14 protein-coding genes are annotated in these 16,344 nt (G+C 59.5%); 5 read left to right on the plus strand and 9 right to left on the minus strand.

Features of this window, described 5'->3' with window-relative positions; all coding sequences use genetic code 11:
• Positions 1-102 precede the first annotated feature (102 nt).
• From GS612_RS03695 to GS612_RS03705, 3 genes are all read left to right on the plus strand, one after another.
• Positions 103-966, plus strand: coding sequence for an outer membrane protein assembly factor BamD (locus GS612_RS03695; protein WP_171114936.1), 864 nt, complete (start codon positions 103-105; stop codon positions 964-966).
• Between the two features lie 36 nt (positions 967-1,002).
• A complete protein-coding gene (gene recN, locus GS612_RS03700; RefSeq protein ID WP_171639112.1) occupies positions 1,003-2,652 on the plus strand; it encodes a DNA repair protein RecN in 1,650 nt (549 codons plus the stop codon).
• Positions 2,653-2,752: 100 nt separating this feature from the next.
• Positions 2,753-4,438, plus strand: a complete 1,686-nt coding sequence (locus tag GS612_RS03705; RefSeq protein WP_171114940.1) for a chloride channel protein — start codon at positions 2,753-2,755, stop codon at positions 4,436-4,438.
• Between the two features lie 3 nt (positions 4,439-4,441).
• On the opposite strand, the gene GS612_RS03710 is transcribed toward GS612_RS03705, so the two are convergent.
• From GS612_RS03710 to cobS, 5 genes are all read right to left on the minus strand, one after another.
• On the minus strand, positions 4,442-5,809 hold the full coding sequence (locus tag GS612_RS03710) for a DUF3179 domain-containing protein (RefSeq protein WP_171639113.1): 1,368 nt from the start codon (positions 5,807-5,809) through the stop codon (positions 4,442-4,444).
• A gap of 90 nt (positions 5,810-5,899) precedes the next feature.
• On the minus strand, positions 5,900-6,241 hold the full coding sequence (locus GS612_RS03715) for a DUF427 domain-containing protein (protein WP_171231265.1): 342 nt from the start codon (positions 6,239-6,241) through the stop codon (positions 5,900-5,902).
• Positions 6,242-6,304: 63 nt separating this feature from the next.
• A complete protein-coding gene (locus tag GS612_RS03720; protein WP_171639114.1) occupies positions 6,305-8,095 on the minus strand; it encodes an aminopeptidase P family protein in 1,791 nt (596 codons plus the stop codon).
• A gap of 150 nt (positions 8,096-8,245) precedes the next feature.
• Positions 8,246-10,123, minus strand: coding sequence for a cobaltochelatase subunit CobT (cobT, locus tag GS612_RS03725; RefSeq protein WP_171639115.1), 1,878 nt, complete (start codon positions 10,121-10,123; stop codon positions 8,246-8,248).
• Between the two features lie 121 nt (positions 10,124-10,244).
• On the minus strand, positions 10,245-11,231 hold the full coding sequence (gene cobS, locus GS612_RS03730) for a cobaltochelatase subunit CobS (RefSeq protein WP_152458642.1): 987 nt from the start codon (positions 11,229-11,231) through the stop codon (positions 10,245-10,247).
• A 454-nt stretch (positions 11,232-11,685) separates the two neighbouring features.
• On the opposite strand from cobS, the gene GS612_RS03735 reads away from it, so the two are divergent.
• A complete protein-coding gene (locus tag GS612_RS03735) occupies positions 11,686-12,573 on the plus strand; it encodes a Hint domain-containing protein (RefSeq protein ID WP_216603500.1) in 888 nt (295 codons plus the stop codon).
• Positions 12,574-12,733: 160 nt separating this feature from the next.
• On the opposite strand, the gene GS612_RS03740 is transcribed toward GS612_RS03735, so the two are convergent.
• Together GS612_RS03740 and GS612_RS03745 are read right to left on the minus strand one after the other, a co-directional pair.
• A complete protein-coding gene (locus GS612_RS03740) occupies positions 12,734-13,300 on the minus strand; it encodes a hypothetical protein (protein ID WP_371809281.1) in 567 nt (188 codons plus the stop codon).
• A gap of 154 nt (positions 13,301-13,454) precedes the next feature.
• Positions 13,455-14,081, minus strand: a complete 627-nt coding sequence (locus GS612_RS03745; RefSeq protein ID WP_171639117.1) for a J domain-containing protein — start codon at positions 14,079-14,081, stop codon at positions 13,455-13,457.
• A gap of 107 nt (positions 14,082-14,188) precedes the next feature.
• On the opposite strand from GS612_RS03745, the gene GS612_RS03750 reads away from it, so the two are divergent.
• The gene (locus tag GS612_RS03750) at positions 14,189-14,443 is read left to right on the plus strand and encodes a BolA family transcriptional regulator (RefSeq protein ID WP_171639118.1); all 255 of its coding nucleotides are present in this window, start codon (positions 14,189-14,191) and stop codon (positions 14,441-14,443) included.
• Positions 14,444-14,456: 13 nt separating this feature from the next.
• On the opposite strand, the gene GS612_RS03755 is transcribed toward GS612_RS03750, so the two are convergent.
• Both GS612_RS03755 and GS612_RS03760 read right to left on the minus strand, forming a co-directional pair.
• The gene (locus GS612_RS03755) at positions 14,457-15,533 is read right to left on the minus strand and encodes a PLP-dependent cysteine synthase family protein (protein WP_171639119.1); all 1,077 of its coding nucleotides are present in this window, start codon (positions 15,531-15,533) and stop codon (positions 14,457-14,459) included.
• Positions 15,534-15,862: 329 nt separating this feature from the next.
• The gene (locus GS612_RS03760) at positions 15,863-16,282 is read right to left on the minus strand and encodes a DUF4177 domain-containing protein (protein WP_171639120.1); all 420 of its coding nucleotides are present in this window, start codon (positions 16,280-16,282) and stop codon (positions 15,863-15,865) included.
• Positions 16,283-16,344 lie beyond the last annotated feature (62 nt).

The following is a 16,344-nucleotide window of genomic DNA, read 5'->3' on the forward strand; positions in this document are numbered from 1 at the left end:
CGCCAGAAGTCGCATAAGGCGTTTTGCACCGGAATTTTCTGTGCTAGACCATGGCTCAAATCGGGGCAAACCCCATTAAGCAAGACGACAAGGATGGGCGGTATGGTTGGCAGCAAAGCGGCAGTCAGATTCGCGGGTGCGATTCTTCTGGCAGCAGTTTTGACGGCATGCGGCAACGCCGGCGGCCTTTTTGGCAACAAGGGCGCGGACCGTGAACAGAATCTGGAAGGGTTCACGCCGGAACAGATCTATACCCGAGGTGAATACGAACTGTCGCAGAATCGCTCGGACGATGCGGCGTGGTATTTCTCGGAAGTCGAACGTTTGTATCCATATTCGGATTGGGCCAAGCGCGCGCTGATCATGCAGGCGTTTTCGTTCCATTCGGACCAGAATTACGAAGAAAGCCGCGCGGCGGCGCAGCGCTATATCGACTTCTATCCGACGGATGAAGATGCTGCTTATGCGCAGTATCTGCTGGCGCTCAGCTATTATGATCAGATCGACGAAGTCGGGCGTGACCAGGGCCTGACCTTCCAGGCGCTGCAATCTCTGCGGACCGTGATCGAGGTCTATCCCGACAGCGAATACGCCACATCGGCGGTTCTGAAGTTCGATCTGGCCTTCGACCATCTGGCAGGCAAGGAAATGGAGATCGGGCGCTACTACCTGCGTCAGGATCACTATATCGCGGCGATCAACCGGTTCCGAGTTGTGGTCGAAGACTTTCAGACCACATCCCACACCGCCGAAGCACTGTATCGTCTGGTCGAGGCCTATCTGTCGCTTGGCCTGCTGGACGAGGCGCAGACCGCAGGTGCCATTCTTGGCTACAACTACCAGTCCTCGGAATGGTATGACGATGCGTACAAACTGTTGACCTCTCGCGGGCTTGATCTCAAGAGCCGCGGTAACAACTGGCTCAGCACGATTTATCGTCAGACCATCAAAGGTGAATGGTTGTAATCGCGATGGCCTTTGGTCCGGGACGCTGAAGACCACATGCTGCGCGCCCTTGATATCCGCGATATGCTGATCATCGACCGGCTGGAACTCAGCTTTCAGCCGGGCTTGAACGCCTTGACCGGCGAGACGGGTGCGGGCAAATCGATTCTGCTGGATTCGCTTGGCTTCGTGTTGGGCTGGCGAGGGCGCGCGGAACTGGTGCGGCAGGGGGCCGCGCAGGGTGAGGTCGTCGCCGAATTCGAACTCTCTGCCGATCATCCCGCACATGCGATTCTGGCCGAAGCCGGCCTGCCGGGGGGGCAGGAACTGATCCTGCGTCGCGTCAACACGGCCGAGGGCCGCAAGACCGCCTGGGTCAATGACCGCCGCTGCTCGGGCGAAGTTCTGCGGGCGCTGTCCGAGACTCTGATCGAACTGCACGGACAGCATGATGACCGCGGTTTGCTGAATCCACGTGGTCATCGGGCGATGCTGGACGAATTCGCACAGGTTTCGGAGCAACTGACAAACGTGCGAACCGCCTGGGCCGCGATGTCCCGTACCCGCAAGGCGCTGGCCGAGACCGAGGCCGCTCTGGCTGCCGTCCGCAGCGAGGAAGAATTCCTGCGTCATGCGGTCGCCGAACTTGACCAGCTTGACCCGCAACCCGGTGAGGATGCCGAGCTGGATGCCCGCCGCCGCATGATGCAAGGGGCCGAGCGGATTCGCGACGATGTTGCGCGTGCCTTTGCCCTGTTGTCCGGGGACGGGGCGGAAGGGGCCATGTCCGACGCCATCCGCTGGCTGGAAGGCGTCTCGGACAATGCGGGCGGCCAGTTGGAAGAACCGATAGCAGCGCTCGGGCGCGCGATGATCGAGTTGGGCGAGGCGCAGGATGGCGTGAATGCCTGCCTTCAAGCGCTGGACTTCAACCCGGCAGAATTGGAACAGGCCGAGGAACGCCTGTTTGCCATCCGTGCGCAGGCCCGCAAACATGACGTGGCCCCGGATGATCTGGGTTCGTTTGCCGACACTCTGCGTGACCGGTTGAACCGGTTGGAGGCAGGGGATGCCGACCTGGCAGACAGGCGAGCGGCCGTAGACGCGGCGCAACAAGCCTATGACGCTGCCGCAGCCGACCTCAGCGCCGCGCGCAAGGTCGCCGCCGGGCGGCTTGACGCGGCCGTCATGGCGGAACTGGCCCCGCTCAAGATGGAACGTGCCGTGTTCCAGACCGAGATCACCCCGGCTGAACCCGGCCCCGAAGGCACCGACGCGGTGGCCTTCACCGTGGCCACCAACCCCGGTGCACCGGCGGGGCCGCTGAACAAGATTGCCTCGGGGGGTGAGCTCAGCCGCTTCCTGCTGGCCCTCAAGGTCTGTCTGTCTGGCGACGACAGTGCCCGGACGATGATCTTTGACGAAATCGATCGTGGTGTCGGTGGGGCAACCGCGGATGCGGTCGGGCGCAGGCTGGCGTCGCTGGCGCAGGGCGGGCAGGTTCTGGTTGTCACCCATTCCCCTCAAGTCGCCGCACGGGCGGCGCATCACTGGCGGGTGCAGAAACAGGTCACCAACGGACAAACCCTGTCCACCGTCATTCCTCTGGCCGAACCGGATCGGGTGGACGAGATCGCGCGCATGGTGGCCGGCGATACCATCACTGAAGAAGCCCGTGCCGCCGCACGGGCTCTGTTGCAGGCCTGACGCGGCGATGGCGTGAATTGGTGCTCACACTGTCGCTATCTCACTTTTATATGGGCGCTCCGTGGCTTACTAAGGGTTAAGTGATGATCCCCGAGGGCCAATGACCCAATCGACCCGCACCGTTCTGCGCAACCAGTTCAATCAGGCTCTGGCCGCGATCAAGGATGCGTGGCGGGTCATGCTGCGCCGGGGGCCAAGCCAGATCCAGTTCTGGTTCATTGCGCTAGCCATCGGGATCGCGGCCGGTTTCATGGCGCTTGGCTTCCGCAAGGCCATCCGTGCGCTGCAAGCCTATCTTTACGATACCGATGACATCCTGCTGCTGCACAGCCACGCCGAGAAACTGCCATGGTTCATGGTTCTGATCATTCCCATCTTCGGTGGCCTGGTCGTCGGCATCATCCTGAACCGGTTCACCAATGACGGCCGAGTCCGGTCGGTTGCCGACGTGATCGAAGGTTCGGCCATCACCGACGGGCGGGTCGAGGTCAAGGCGGGCATCGCGTCGTTTTTTGCCTCGCTGATCACGCTCAGTTCGGGCGGATCGACAGGCCGAGAGGGGCCGGTGGTGCATATGGCCGGAGTGATTTCCACATGGGTCAGCAACCGCATACACGCGGATGGGATCACGGGACGTGACCTGTTGGGATGTGCCGTTGCCGCGGCCGTGTCGGCCAGCTTCAACGCCCCCATTGCGGGGGCCTTGTTCGCGCTCGAGGTCGTGCTGCGCCATTTCGCCGTTCACGCCTTTGCCCCGATCGTCATCGCCTCGGTCGCGGGAACGGTGATCAACCGGCTGGAATATGGCGACGTCACCGAGTTCACGCTGGAGACGCCGGGATCGCTGCAATTCTATGTCGAGCTTCCGGCCTTCCTGATCCTGGGCCTGATCTGCGGACTTGTTGCGCTGCTGCTGATGCGGTCGATTTTCTTTGCCGAGGATATCGGCAGCCATATCCAGAACCGCCTGTCGATTCCGGCTTGGCTGCGCCCTGCAGTGTCCGGGGCGATGCTGGGGCTGATGGCGATCTGGTTTCCGCATATCATCGGCGTGGGGTATGAGACGACAATTCGCGCCCTGACCGGTGATCTGGTGCTGACCACGGCCATCCTGTTTGCGGTGATCAAAACGGTTGCGGTGGCGATTACCATGGGCGGGCGCATGGGGGGCGGGGTGTTCTCTCCGTCTCTGATGGTCGGCGCGTTGACCGGGCTGGCCTTCGGTCTGATCGCCACCGGGTTGCTGCCGGATGTGTCGGGCACGCACACGCTTTATGCCTTTGCCGGAATGGGCGCCGTGGCTGCGGCGGTGCTGGGCGCGCCCATCTCGACCACTTTGATCGTTTTTGAACTGACCGGCGATTGGCAGATCGGCCTTGCCGTGATGGTCAGCGTGTCCATGTCCACGGCACTGGCCTCGAGACTTGTGGACCGGTCTTTCTTCCTGACGCAGCTGGAACGGCGTGATGTCCACCTGGCCGCGGGGCCGCAGGCTTATCTGCTGGCAATGCTTCGCGCCGGAGCGGTGATGCGCCCGCTTGGGGATCCGCGGTCGATCACGAAGGAAGAGGCACAGGGGCTGATCGACCAGGGCCTGTGCATTCAGGCCAGCGCCACGCTGGAAGCCGCCATGCCTTATTTTGATCGTGACGACATCCCCTGCATTCCGGTTGTCATTCTGGAAAACGACGGCTCTGAAACACCGGTTGGGGCGCTCTATCACGTCGATGCGCTCAAGGCATATAACAGGGCGCTTGCGGCCACGGCTGCCGAAGAGCATTCCTGAGTTTCACTCACCATACACGCTGGCTGCGTCGCCCAGATAATTGTCCCACGCAAACCAGTAGGAAACATGACCGGCGACTCGTGGCAAACGCGTTCCATCCGGCCCGATCAAAGCCTCTTCCGTGACGGTCCAACCGTTCTCCGCGCTATCCTGCAACCCGCCTTGCGTCGCCCGGAACGCATGCGTTTTTCGCTCATAAGCCCGCACGCTGCGCTCTTTTGGATCGCCAATCAGAACCAGAGGTGTCCGACCGATTGCATCGTTGATCACCGGTTTGCCCTTGAACGCATCCAGAGGCCAGGCGCGGGCTGCACCAAACTGGCGCACGGCAAAGATGTAATCCTTCTGCCGATGCCGGGACTGATCCACAACCGCCGGGAACATCAGCTCGCTCGAGGCGAAATAGTCGCGATAAACCACCCCTGATCCGTAATTGCGCCGATGCCCGGTGTTCAGCGACAGAACACGGGTTTTGGGATGCGAGGTCCTCCAGCTGTCCCATGTCGTGATCACCACCGGGCGCTGTTTCAACGTGATGCCGCTGTTCGCCAAGGGCCCCACAACAGGCCTGCCGGTATACTGGTTCCACAGCGAATGCGTCTCACGGTCAAACATCAGCTTGTTCGAACGATAGAGGAAACCTGACGACCCGAAAATGAACGGCTTTCGCCGCCCCGCCATCTGGGTTTCAAACAGGATGCCCGACCCGCAAAGCGTGCAATAGGCCAGCGCCACGGGCACACCACCGATCACCTCGTTGAACATCTCGTGCCAGCCCATGATCCGCAGGGGATAGGCACGTTCATCCCCGTTGATGGCCACGCCGAATACCAGATCATCGCCTTTCAGATACCCCGCATTCGAAGCAGAGATCAGGGTGGGATTGTCCAGGGACGGAATGCCATCCTTGTACACACCGCCCCAGGCGATCTCTTCCAGGCGGATCTTCATCTTGTCGCGTTGCAGATATTCGGGCCGCAGGAACAGATCGAAATTCGGGTCGATCCCCAGAAGAACCTCGCGCTTGAACGGGATCAGCGACGGATGAGGGGTAATCTGCGGGTTTCGTTCCTGCCACAGCATCCACTCGAACCAGTCATTGCCATGGCGCTGCCCGGTCAGGGCCTCCATCACCTCGACAATCTCATTCCGCCGCCTGTCGGCATAACGCATCGCAGTCAGCAACCCGGCCACAACATCCGGCTGGCCGCGGTCCTTCAGATACGCCATCTGCGCCTCAAATGCGGTCCGACGCCCGCTCAGCGTGCTGCGCAACGCGTCCAGAACCGGATCCTGCTGCGCCCACAGCACACCGGGTGCCATTGCACCAGCCCCGATCATCCCAGCAAAACCGCGACGTGACATCGACATGGAAGCCTCCGGTGTTACCCCGGAGCAAGTGTGCCGCAAATGCCGTTCACGTGCATGCCACAGCTGCGTGAGGTGGGTGCGGGGGGGGTGTTAAATCTGCTCCACCTTCACCGATTCAGCCGGGTAGAATGCCAGATGGTCCTTGATCTCGGCCACTGCCTGAATCGGCTCCTCATAGCTCCAGACCGCGTTGTCGGTAACGGATGACTTGTTGACGATGGAAAAATGCGTCGCGTCGCCCTTGCCGGGGCAGTGGGTCACCTTGTCGGTCCGATCCAGAAACGCCATCGCAACATCGTTGCGCGGGAAATAGATCACCGGATCCTTGTCGCCTTCAAGCAGTTCCAGCGCGTTGTTCGTTTCGCCCAGGATCGCACCGCCCGAGCGGACAGTCCATTTGCCCGGCGCTTTCCGGATCGTGATCTCAGCCATTCCTCTTCCTTCCGTCGTCGTATCAGGGCCACCCCTCTGCCTGTTTTATGTAACAGACCAGTGTCAGATTGGGGCAGTTGCGGCATCCAACCACAGTTGTGCGTCATGTCCCAGCCTTGGGCGGATTTTTTCCGCAACGTCGCGATGATAGGCATTCAGCCAGTCGCGTTCGTCGGTCGTCAACATATCGACCATGATCAGTCTGCGGTCAATCGGTACATAGGTCAGCGTGCGCCAGTTCAGCATCGCGCGTTCGGCATCGCCACCGGGAAGCAGAGGAGCGTCTTCCACCACCACAAGGTTTTCGATGCGGATGCCAAAGGCGCCTTCCCGGTAATACCCGGGTTCGTTTGACAGGATCATGCCGGGTTGCAGCGGTACATGGCTGACTTTAGACAGCCGCTGCGGCCCTTCATGCACGCTCAGATAGGCGCCGACCCCATGTCCGACCCCATGGTTGAAATCCTGTCCCGCAGACCACAGCGGCACGCGGGCCACACATTCGATATCCCGCCCGGCAAGGCCCGCAGGCCAACGCAGCATCGACATGGCAATCATGCCCTTCAGCACCCGGGTGAAGCAGGTTTTTTCCTCGGTTCCGACGTCACCGATGGCGATGGTTCGGGTGATGTCGGTGGTGCCGTCCAGATACTGCCCGCCACTGTCCAGCACCAGAATATGGCCGCTTTCCAGGCGGCTGTCGGTCTCTTCCGTCACGCGGTAATGCATGATCGCGCCGTTCGGACCCGTGCCTGCAATGGTATCGAACGAGATGTCCTGAAGCGCATTGTCCTTGCGCCGGTTTTCTTCCAGCCGGGTGACAACCTGTGTTTCGGTCACGCTGCCCGGGGCCTGTTGGTCCAGCCAGCATAACGTTTCGATGACCGCAACCGCATCGCGCAAATGCGCCTCGGCGCTGCCCGCGATTTCAGCCGCATTCTTGCAGGCTTTGGGCAGGGCGCAGGGATCGCCGCCATCCGTCATCGCATCACCCAGCGCATCGGCCACGATCTGAGGTACCGAAGCGGCATCCACCTGCACCGGACCGGCCAGAGCCGCAACCGCATCCAGAAAATCGCCCACAGCACGCAAAGTCACCTGAGAGCCCAGATGATCCCGAACCCCGGCCAGTTTTTCTGCTGCCATGAACAGATCGACCTGACCACCTGCATGAAGAATGGCAAAGCCGTGGGCCACCGGATTATAGGCGATATCCGACCCACGGATATTCAACAGCCACATGATGGAATCCGGCAGGGTGATCACCGCTGCCTTGTGCCCGGCCCGCCGAAGGTCTTCGGCCAGACGGGCGATCTTGCTGTCCGCACCTTCCCCGGCAAATTCGATCGGATGCGCCTTGACCGGGTTCATCGGCGGTGCCGGTTGATCGGCCCAGATCCGGTCCACAAGGTTTTCGCATCTCACCAGTTCGATGCCCGATCCTTCCAGATCACTCAATGTGCCGGAAATCTGCCCCGCCGCATGCAGCCACGGATCAAAACCGATCTTGCCGCCGTTGGGCAATTGCTGTTTCAGCCAGGCGCTCAGGCTTACCTCGGGCCAGGGGACCGGGGTGAAATCTGCGGCAACTTGTGCCTTGACCTGGGTGCGATACCGCCCGTCGATGTAAACTCCGGCCACGTCGCGCAGGGCGGCGCAAAACCCGGCCGAGCCCGTGAACCCGGTCAGCCAGGCCAGACGTTCATCGCGCGCCGCGACATACTCTCCCTGATGGGCATCCGCCCGCGGAATCAGAAACCCATCCAGCCCTTCTTGCACCATCTGTTCGCGCAAGGCGGCCAGCCGCGGTGGCCCCTGTTCCGGGCGGGCGGTCACTTCGAAGGATTGGAACATGGGCGGCCTCATTCACAGCATTTGAGCGTGACCCTGAGGCGCATTTCAAAAAATGTCCAGACGGCAACACCCCGCGTGAACAGGCCGATGATCAGCAACGAAAAACACGTCGCCCTCGGGGAAATGCGCCCGCCGGGCAGAAGATCAGCCTCAGCCGACCTTTCTCATCCCCATCACCCGCGCCCGCGCCCGTGGGTCACTGTCAAACAGAGCCGCCAGTTGTTCGGTCATCGCGCCGGCCAGTTGCTCTACATCGGTAATCGTCACCGCCCGGTCATAATACCGGGTCACGTCATGGCCGATGCCGATGGCCAAAAGTTCGACCATCTTGCGTTTTTCGACCATCGCGATCACGTCGCGCAGGTGTTTTTCCAGATAGTTGGCCGGGTTCACGCTCAGTGTCGAATCATCGACCGGCGCACCGTCCGAGATCACCATCAGGATCTTGCGTTGTTCGCGCCGCGCCAGCATCCGGCGATGTGCCCATTCCAGGGCTTCTCCATCGATGTTTTCTTTCAGCAGGCCCTCTTTCATCATCAGACCCAGATTGGGCCGCGCACGACGCCAAGGGGCGTCCGCGCCCTTGTAGATGATGTGGCGCAGGTCGTTCAAACGGCCGGGCTGCTGCGGACGTCCATCGTTCAGCCATGCCTCGCGCGCCTGACCGCCTTTCCACGCCCGCGTGGTAAAGCCCAGAATTTCGACCTTTACATTGCACCGCTCCAGCGTCCGCGCCAGAACATCGGCACAGATGGCGGCGATCGAAATCGGACGTCCGCGCATCGACCCCGAATTGTCCAGCAGCAGCGTCACCACCGTGTCGCGGAACTCGGTGTCTTTCTCGACCTTGAAACTCAGCGGAGTGGTGGGGTTCGCGACCACACGTGCCAATCGACCCGCGTCCAGAATGCCTTCTTCGCGGTCGAACTCCCAGCTGCGGTTCTGCTGCGCCTGCAGCCGGCGTTGCAGCTTGTTGGCCAGACGCGACACCGCGCCTTTCAACGGCTCCAGCTGCTGATCCAGATAGGCCCGCAGACGTTCCAGTTCGGCCGGTTCGGCCAGATCCTCGGCGGCGATCTCTTCGTCATGGGTGTCCAGATAGACCTTGTAATCCGGGTCCGCTTCGGATGCCGGCGGTGGGGCAGGCGGCTCCAGAGGCGCCTCGCCATCCGGCATCTCAGCCTCGTCACCCATCTCGTCTTCGGCCATTTCGTCCATCGAGACCTGGGCCTGAGACTGATCCTGCTGCTCTTCCTGCGTCTGCTCAGGGGTCGCGTCGGCGTCCTGTTCGTCCTGATCATCCTGACCGGTGCTGTCCGGATCGGGCTGTTCTTCGGCGTCTTCCTCGGCCTGGTCTTCCTGCTCGTCGTCCAACTCATCGGGGTCATCCCCAAGCTGGTCGCCATATCCCAGGTCCTTGATCACCTGACGGGCGAATTTGGCAAACTCCGCCTGATCCGAGAGAATCTCGTCCAGGTTTTCCAACGTCCCACCCGCTTGCTCTTCGATGAAACCACGCCACAGGTTCATGATGTTTTCGGCGGCAGAGGGCAGCTCACGCCCGGTGGCCAGATGCCGGATCAGGTAGCCTGCCGCAACCGAAAGAGGTGCATCGGCGGGTTGCTTGCACTGATCATACCCACGCCGGATTGCTTCATGCCCGATCTTGACGTCAATATTGCTGGCGGTGCCCGGCATGTCCCGCGCGCCCATCGCCTCGCAGCGGGCGGTCTCCATCGCCTCGTACAGATCCCGCGCCATATCGCCCGGAGGCGCATAGCGCGCATGGGTCGCGTCGTCATGATACTTGCGATGCAACGCCAAGGCGTCCGCCGTGCCACGCGCCAACAGCACCTCTTCACGCGTCATCCGACGCGAGACCTGAGGCAACCGCATCGACTCACCCGTCATGCCCGAAGGGTCCACCGTATAGGTCACCGACAGTTCGGGATCATCGGCCATGACCTTGGTGGCCTCGGCCAAGGCCTTCTTGAACGGATCGGCGGGGTTGTCGTTCTTCTGTGCCATGTCCTTAAGCCCTCATAGTACTGGCCTGCCCGGCGTCGAAAACAGTAACGGATCCGTCTTCATCTGGCCAAAAATATCCCCGCCGGAGGCATTGCGCCCGCTCCGGGCGCAATTCGGGTGCTTACCCCAAGCTCGCACTCGCGGCGCTTTCAGGCAACTCCTCATCGAAGCAGCGCTGATAGAACTCGGCCACGGTCTGGCGCTCCAGCTCATCGCATTTGTTCAGGAAGGACAGGCGGAACGCATAGCCCACGTTGCGGAAAATCTCGGCGTTCTGAGCCCAGTTGATCACGGTCCGCGGGCTCATGACGGTGGACAGATCGCCATTCATGAAGGCGGTCCGTGTCAGGTCGGCGACGGTGACCATCTGGCTGACGGTCTTGCGGCCCTCGGCGGTGTTGTAATGCGGCGCCTTCGACAGAACGATCATCGTCTCGGCGTCGTGGCTCAGATAGTTCAGGGTCGACACCAGCGACCAGCGGTCCATCTGCGCCTGGTTGATCTGCTGCGTGCCGTGATACAGGCCCGTGGTATCGCCCAGACCGACCGTGTTGGCGGTGGCAAACAGGCGGAAATTCGGGTTCGGGGTGATGATCTCGTTCTGATCCAGCAGGGTCAGCTTGCCGTCATGCTCCAACACACGTTGGATCACGAACATCACGTCTGCGCGGCCCGCATCGTATTCGTCGAACACGATGGCAACCGGGTTGCGCAACGCCCAGGGCAGGATGCCTTCGTGGAACTCGGTCACCTGCTTGCCGTCGCGCAGTTTGATCGCGTCCTTGCCGATCAGGTCGATCCGGCTGATATGGCTGTCCAGGTTCACACGCACGGCGGGCCAGTTCAGACGGGCGGCGACCTGTTCAATGTGGGTCGATTTGCCGGTGCCGTGATAGCCTTGGATCATCACGCGACGGTTATGGGAAAAGCCCGCCAGAATCGCCAGCGTGGTTTCCGGATCGAACTTGTAGGTATGATCGATCACCGGCACTCGGTCGCTGCGCTCGGCGAAACCTTTGACCGCCATGTCGCTGTCAATGCCGAACACGTCACGGACCGAGATATCCTCGGTAGGTTTTGCGTTGATATCGATCGATCCGTCAGCCATGCGCCTAGTCCTTATCCTTTGGCCCGTTCACCGGGTATGAACCCGTGTGTGGTGCAACATATTGCGGGCAAGGGCAAGGGAAAGCGAAAGGCGCCCAAAGGTGCGCATGTTTTTCTTGCAAACTGGCCCTATCTTTGCGCTTGGGGTGTCATTCCAGAATGATGACCCACACTACGATTTGGCACCTCGCGTTAACAAGCTTTGAGGCCGATTGCGCATAACCCAGAAGTCCTCGGTGAAAGGCTGGCAACAACCTTTGTGCCTCGTTCAAATGCAAACATTAACATACTATCATTGAAATGCTTCTTCGGCGCGTTAACATGACTTTTAAATGTGGATTTTGGCGTTCTTTGTGAGTTTGTGAGGTCTGTGGTGTTCTGTTCAGTCAACACACGGAAGGAACATGTTCGTTGCGAGTTTCCTTTTGGTCCAACCTGCTTAGCGGATACAACGTATGTCGTTTGATGTCTTACTTCATTCGGTCAACACAAGCGGGCAAGGCGACTTGATCGTCCAAAACATGACCGAACCAGCCACTGTGTCGGGTCAAACGATTTCGATCAACGGTGGTCCGTTCGTACCCTACACGTACCTCGGACAAGGTAACTACAGAGGTACCGGCGAATCTGGTGAGTTTATTCAGGTTGGGACCGAAATCTACGCCTGGGACACCAACAACCCCACCGGGCCAATGACAACCGGAAACTGGCAAATCACAACCGGAGATCTTGATCCAAACAATCCGCCCTGTTTTGTTGCTGGAACCCTGATCGAGACCGAGGCCGGTCCACGCCCGGTCGAGAACCTGATGATCGGTGACAGAGTTTGCGTGTCAGGTGGGAAAACGCTGCCGATTTTGTGGATCGGGAAAAAAGTGCTGAGTGCACAAACACTGGCTTTGCAACCAAAATTTAGACCCGTTCGCATTCGGCGCGACGCGATTTGCAAGGGTCAACCCAACCAGGATGTTTTTGTGTCTCCGCAACATCGGATCATGCTGGAAGGCTGGCGCGCCGAGTTGTTGTTCGGACAAGATCGGGTCTTTGTTGCGGCAATTCACTTGGTGAATGACGGAACAATTCAGCAGGTGTACACGGGTGAAGACATCACATATTACCACATTGCCTGCTCTCGACACGCGGTATTGCACTCGCAGGGGCTACGTAGCGAAAGTCTTTTTCTGGGCGACACAGCGCTGAAGTCTTTCTGTCGTGAAGACGTCGAAGAACTGCTCGCACTGTTCCCCGAATTGCGTGACGGCACCGCAGTGTCGCAGCAAACTCGCTTAAGTTGTTTGAAGCGCCGGGAAGCAATTGCATTGCGAAGCTCATACCCGGACTAAAGCGCGAATAGTTGTAATCCGAACCGCCCCTGGTTTGATCCCTGGCCTCAACAAACCCCTTAAAATGTGTTCTCTCGGATCAGTTGCCTTAGGCAATTTCTCAGTGCAGCACCGTTGTGATGGCCTTACACATCTGTGCCTTGGGTCAACTGTCGCTTGACTATAGCGAAAACCAAAGCTCGTCTTTGCGAAAGCCACCTTTTAACAGACGGTCAGCTTTCAACACATCCGGAAACTCGTCTACCCAATCCCGAAACCGGTCATTTGTGACGATGCGTGCCTTGCTATCCCGCGCCGCCTGCAAGATCAGCGGGTCCGCAGGTGTCCCTTTGGGGGCCACCATGACCTGCTTGGATCGTAGGCCCAGGGCGCGGCTCAGCTTCCGGTCGTCCATATAGTGGCCTTCGACTTTGTACCCGACATTCGCATCGAACATGACGCCCGGTTTGAACCCTGCGCGCTTCAAAGTCTCAAGGACCTTCTTCAACGTACCCAGATCCGGCGTGCCATCTTTCCAGTGCATGACGTTCGAGCCGTCCACGATGATCCATGTATTGGCCCGGCGCCACCTGAACCAGGCCCGTATGAACAAGATTGCGCTGGCCACCACGCAAATCAGCGCCAAAAGGAACAGCCAATCCGCATCAGTCGGAATGAAGCTGGCAGCGATGAGCCCGCTTAGCGAGACGAGCAACAGGCAAATGGATGTGCGCACGAAACTGATCACTGGAAACTCCTGTCCCAAATCCTCCACCACTTTCGTGTGGAATGAAACAGGGTTCCATACGGAACCTGCGCAGTTTTTTCAGGTTGTGTCGTCTGCGGCACCCAACCATTCAGGCAGGGCGCGCCGCGAACGCAAAGCAGGCAAAGCCGTGCCCTTACTTGAAGTTCCGGCTGTCCTTGATCTGATCCCAGGCCCAGACAACTTCCTGCAACTGCTCTTCCTGCGAGCGGTCGCCGCCGTTCATGTCCGGATGCAGCACTTTGATCAGCTTCTTGTACGCTTTGCGAACCTCGGCCTTGGTCCAGCTGTCATTGGCCTCGAGAATCTCGATCGCACGGCGTTCGGTCGGCGGCAGGCGTCGTCCGCCGCCACCCGTCGTGCGGCCTTTGTTCTGCGTGCTGTTAGCACCCAGAACCTGATGCGGATCCTCGATCCCCAAACGGGCCCAGGCACGTGCTTCGGGGTCGCCGATCGGCTTGGTCTCGCGCTCCCAAACCTTGTCTTTCGAACGCTGTGCGTTCAGCTCGGCTTCGGTGGTGCCGTCAAAGAAATTCCACTTCTGATTATATTCCCGCACGTGTTGCTGGCAGAACCAGAAATAATCATCCAGGACATCCGGTGCTTTTGGCGCGCGGAACTTTCCCGGCTCTTCACATCCCTCGTGGTCACAGATCCGGACCGAGGTTTCAGAGGCACCCGACATGCCCCGGCGTCCCCGCGGATTCTTCTTTTTGGCGCTGGAAACGGACATATCGAATCCGAAGGGGTCTGATTTCGCCATGCTCTAATCCTCAAGAACGCGTCTTTTCGACTCGGAGGCAGCAGTTTAATCTAAGCAGCCGAAAGTAGAAGAGGGGTGCGGCAATATTTTTGCCGCTAAGCAAAAAAATGAGTGTGACCGACGAGATCCGAACCCGCCTGCAAGCCGCCTTTGATCCGCGCGAGCTGGACGTGGTCGACGACAGCGAAAGCCATAGGGGCCATGCAGGATATCAGGAAGGTGGTGAAAGCCACTTCAACGTTCGTATCCGCGCCAGCGCATTCGGAGGCAAATCCCGCGTCGCCCGCCACCGTGCCGTGCACAAGGCGCTGGGCGACATCGTGCCGCGCATCCACGCGCTGGCCCTGGATATCGGCGTCTGAAGACCTTTACGTGTCAATCCGCCTCCATCTGCGCGGACGGCGTAGATGCCGAGATGGCGTATTCCTCTTGTGTCATGACCTCTTCTATTCCCTCGAACAGGGGGGTCGACAAGTATCGCTCGCCGGTGTCCGGCAGCATGACCAAAAAAACGGATCCTTCCGGTGCGGATTCGGCCATCTTCATTGTGACGGCAAAGGTCGACCCGCCCGAGATTCCGGTGAAAATACCTTCTTCCGAGGCAAGTCGGCGCGACCACGCGATCCCTTCGGGTCCGGGTACGGGGATCAGTTCGTCGTGATACTTATTGTCTATGGCTTCCTGCAGGACCCAAGGAATGAAGTCCGGCGTCCATCCCTGAATCGGGTGCGGCTCGAAATTCGGGTGGCTCTCGGTCGGCTGATGATCCCCGTTGCGGGTGTTGGTGTACCCCGATGACACGATGGCTGCATTGGCTGGTTCGGTCAGGATGATCTTCGTTTCGGGCCGCTCTTTCCGCAAGGCGCGCGAGACACCTGAAACCGTTCCACCGGTCCCGTATCCGGTCACCCAGTAATCCAGTCGCTGCCCTTCGAAATCTGTAAGAACCTCCCGCGCGGTCGTGTTTTCGTGAATATCGGCATTGGCAGAAGTTTCGAACTGGCTGGCCAGAAACCACCCGTTTTCCTCGGCCAGTTCCTTGGCCTTGGTGTACATGCCAAACCCTTTTTGCGCCTTGGGGGTCAGAACGACCTTGGCCCCCAAAAACCGCATCAACTTGCGCCGCTCGACCGAGAAACTTTCAGCCATCGTGACAACCAGAGGATAGCCCTTGGCAGCGCAAACCATGGCCAGTCCTATCCCGGTATTGCCAGATGTCGCCTCGACAACGGTCTGACCGGGTTTCAACCGCCCCTCGCGTTCCGCCGCTTCGATAATATTCAGCGCCAGCCTGTCCTTGACCGAACCAGCGGGATTGAACGCTTCGAACTTCACATAGACGGTTACATGATCTGGCGCGATACGATTGACTCGAATGCAAGGCGTGTCGCCTACTGTATCGAGAATGCTGTCATAAAGGCGTGCCCGCCCTTGCGTCTGCCGAATAGCCATTTTGATGTCCCTCCCGGTTGTTCGATTAGCATGCCACAGATTTTCGGGGTGCGTATCCCTTTTTCAAATGGCGTGTCCTGCTTGTGTTCAAGTCGCCGCCAGTCTTTTGACGCTTTTGTTCTTTTTCGGACGAGATCACGCATAGACAGGCGTCTGTTCCGGTCATTTGCAATCGGAGTGCGCTGGAACCCGCACGGGACAAGCCTGGACACGGGTTCCGCCGGGCAACCTGTGTTGAAGGCGTGGCAAATGATTAAAGATGTTGGACTTATCTCAAAACAGCAGGTGGTCTAATGCCTTATCTCAGATACCCACCCCTGTGACAAAGACTAAGATTTTGAAGCGTCATCGGCCTCGGATACTTCATCAGACTGTTTCAACGACAACGGCGGTTCGTCTGCCTCGGCCGCAATCGGTTTCGGCGCCTGAACCTCGTCGGGGCCCGGAACCGGCTGGGCCAAAGGGGTGCTGTCCATATCTGGTGCTGTACCGATTTCGGATGCGTCAACTTCTTCTTCCACCACGCGCCGAAACACCAGCACGTTACGCCAGTTCGTTGTCGATCCGGTCAGGCCCGCGCGTTCCTCGCTGGGTAGCAGCTCGGCACGGTGGTATTCCCAGCCGTCCTGACCCATCTGGTTCAGGACCTGTTCAACCGAGACCGCAAAGCGGCCCTCGGGTGTTTTCACCCCTTTGGCTTTGACACCTTTTTGTGGGGCGGGGATCACCTTGTATTCGTAGCGCTGCATCAACTGTTCCTAAACACCTGTTCGCGCCAAACTAACACGCTGATCCCCGAGGGAAAGAGCCG

The organism is Ruegeria sp. HKCCD6157, from assembly GCF_013110685.1.
Lineage (GTDB): Bacteria > Pseudomonadota > Alphaproteobacteria > Rhodobacterales > Rhodobacteraceae > Ruegeria.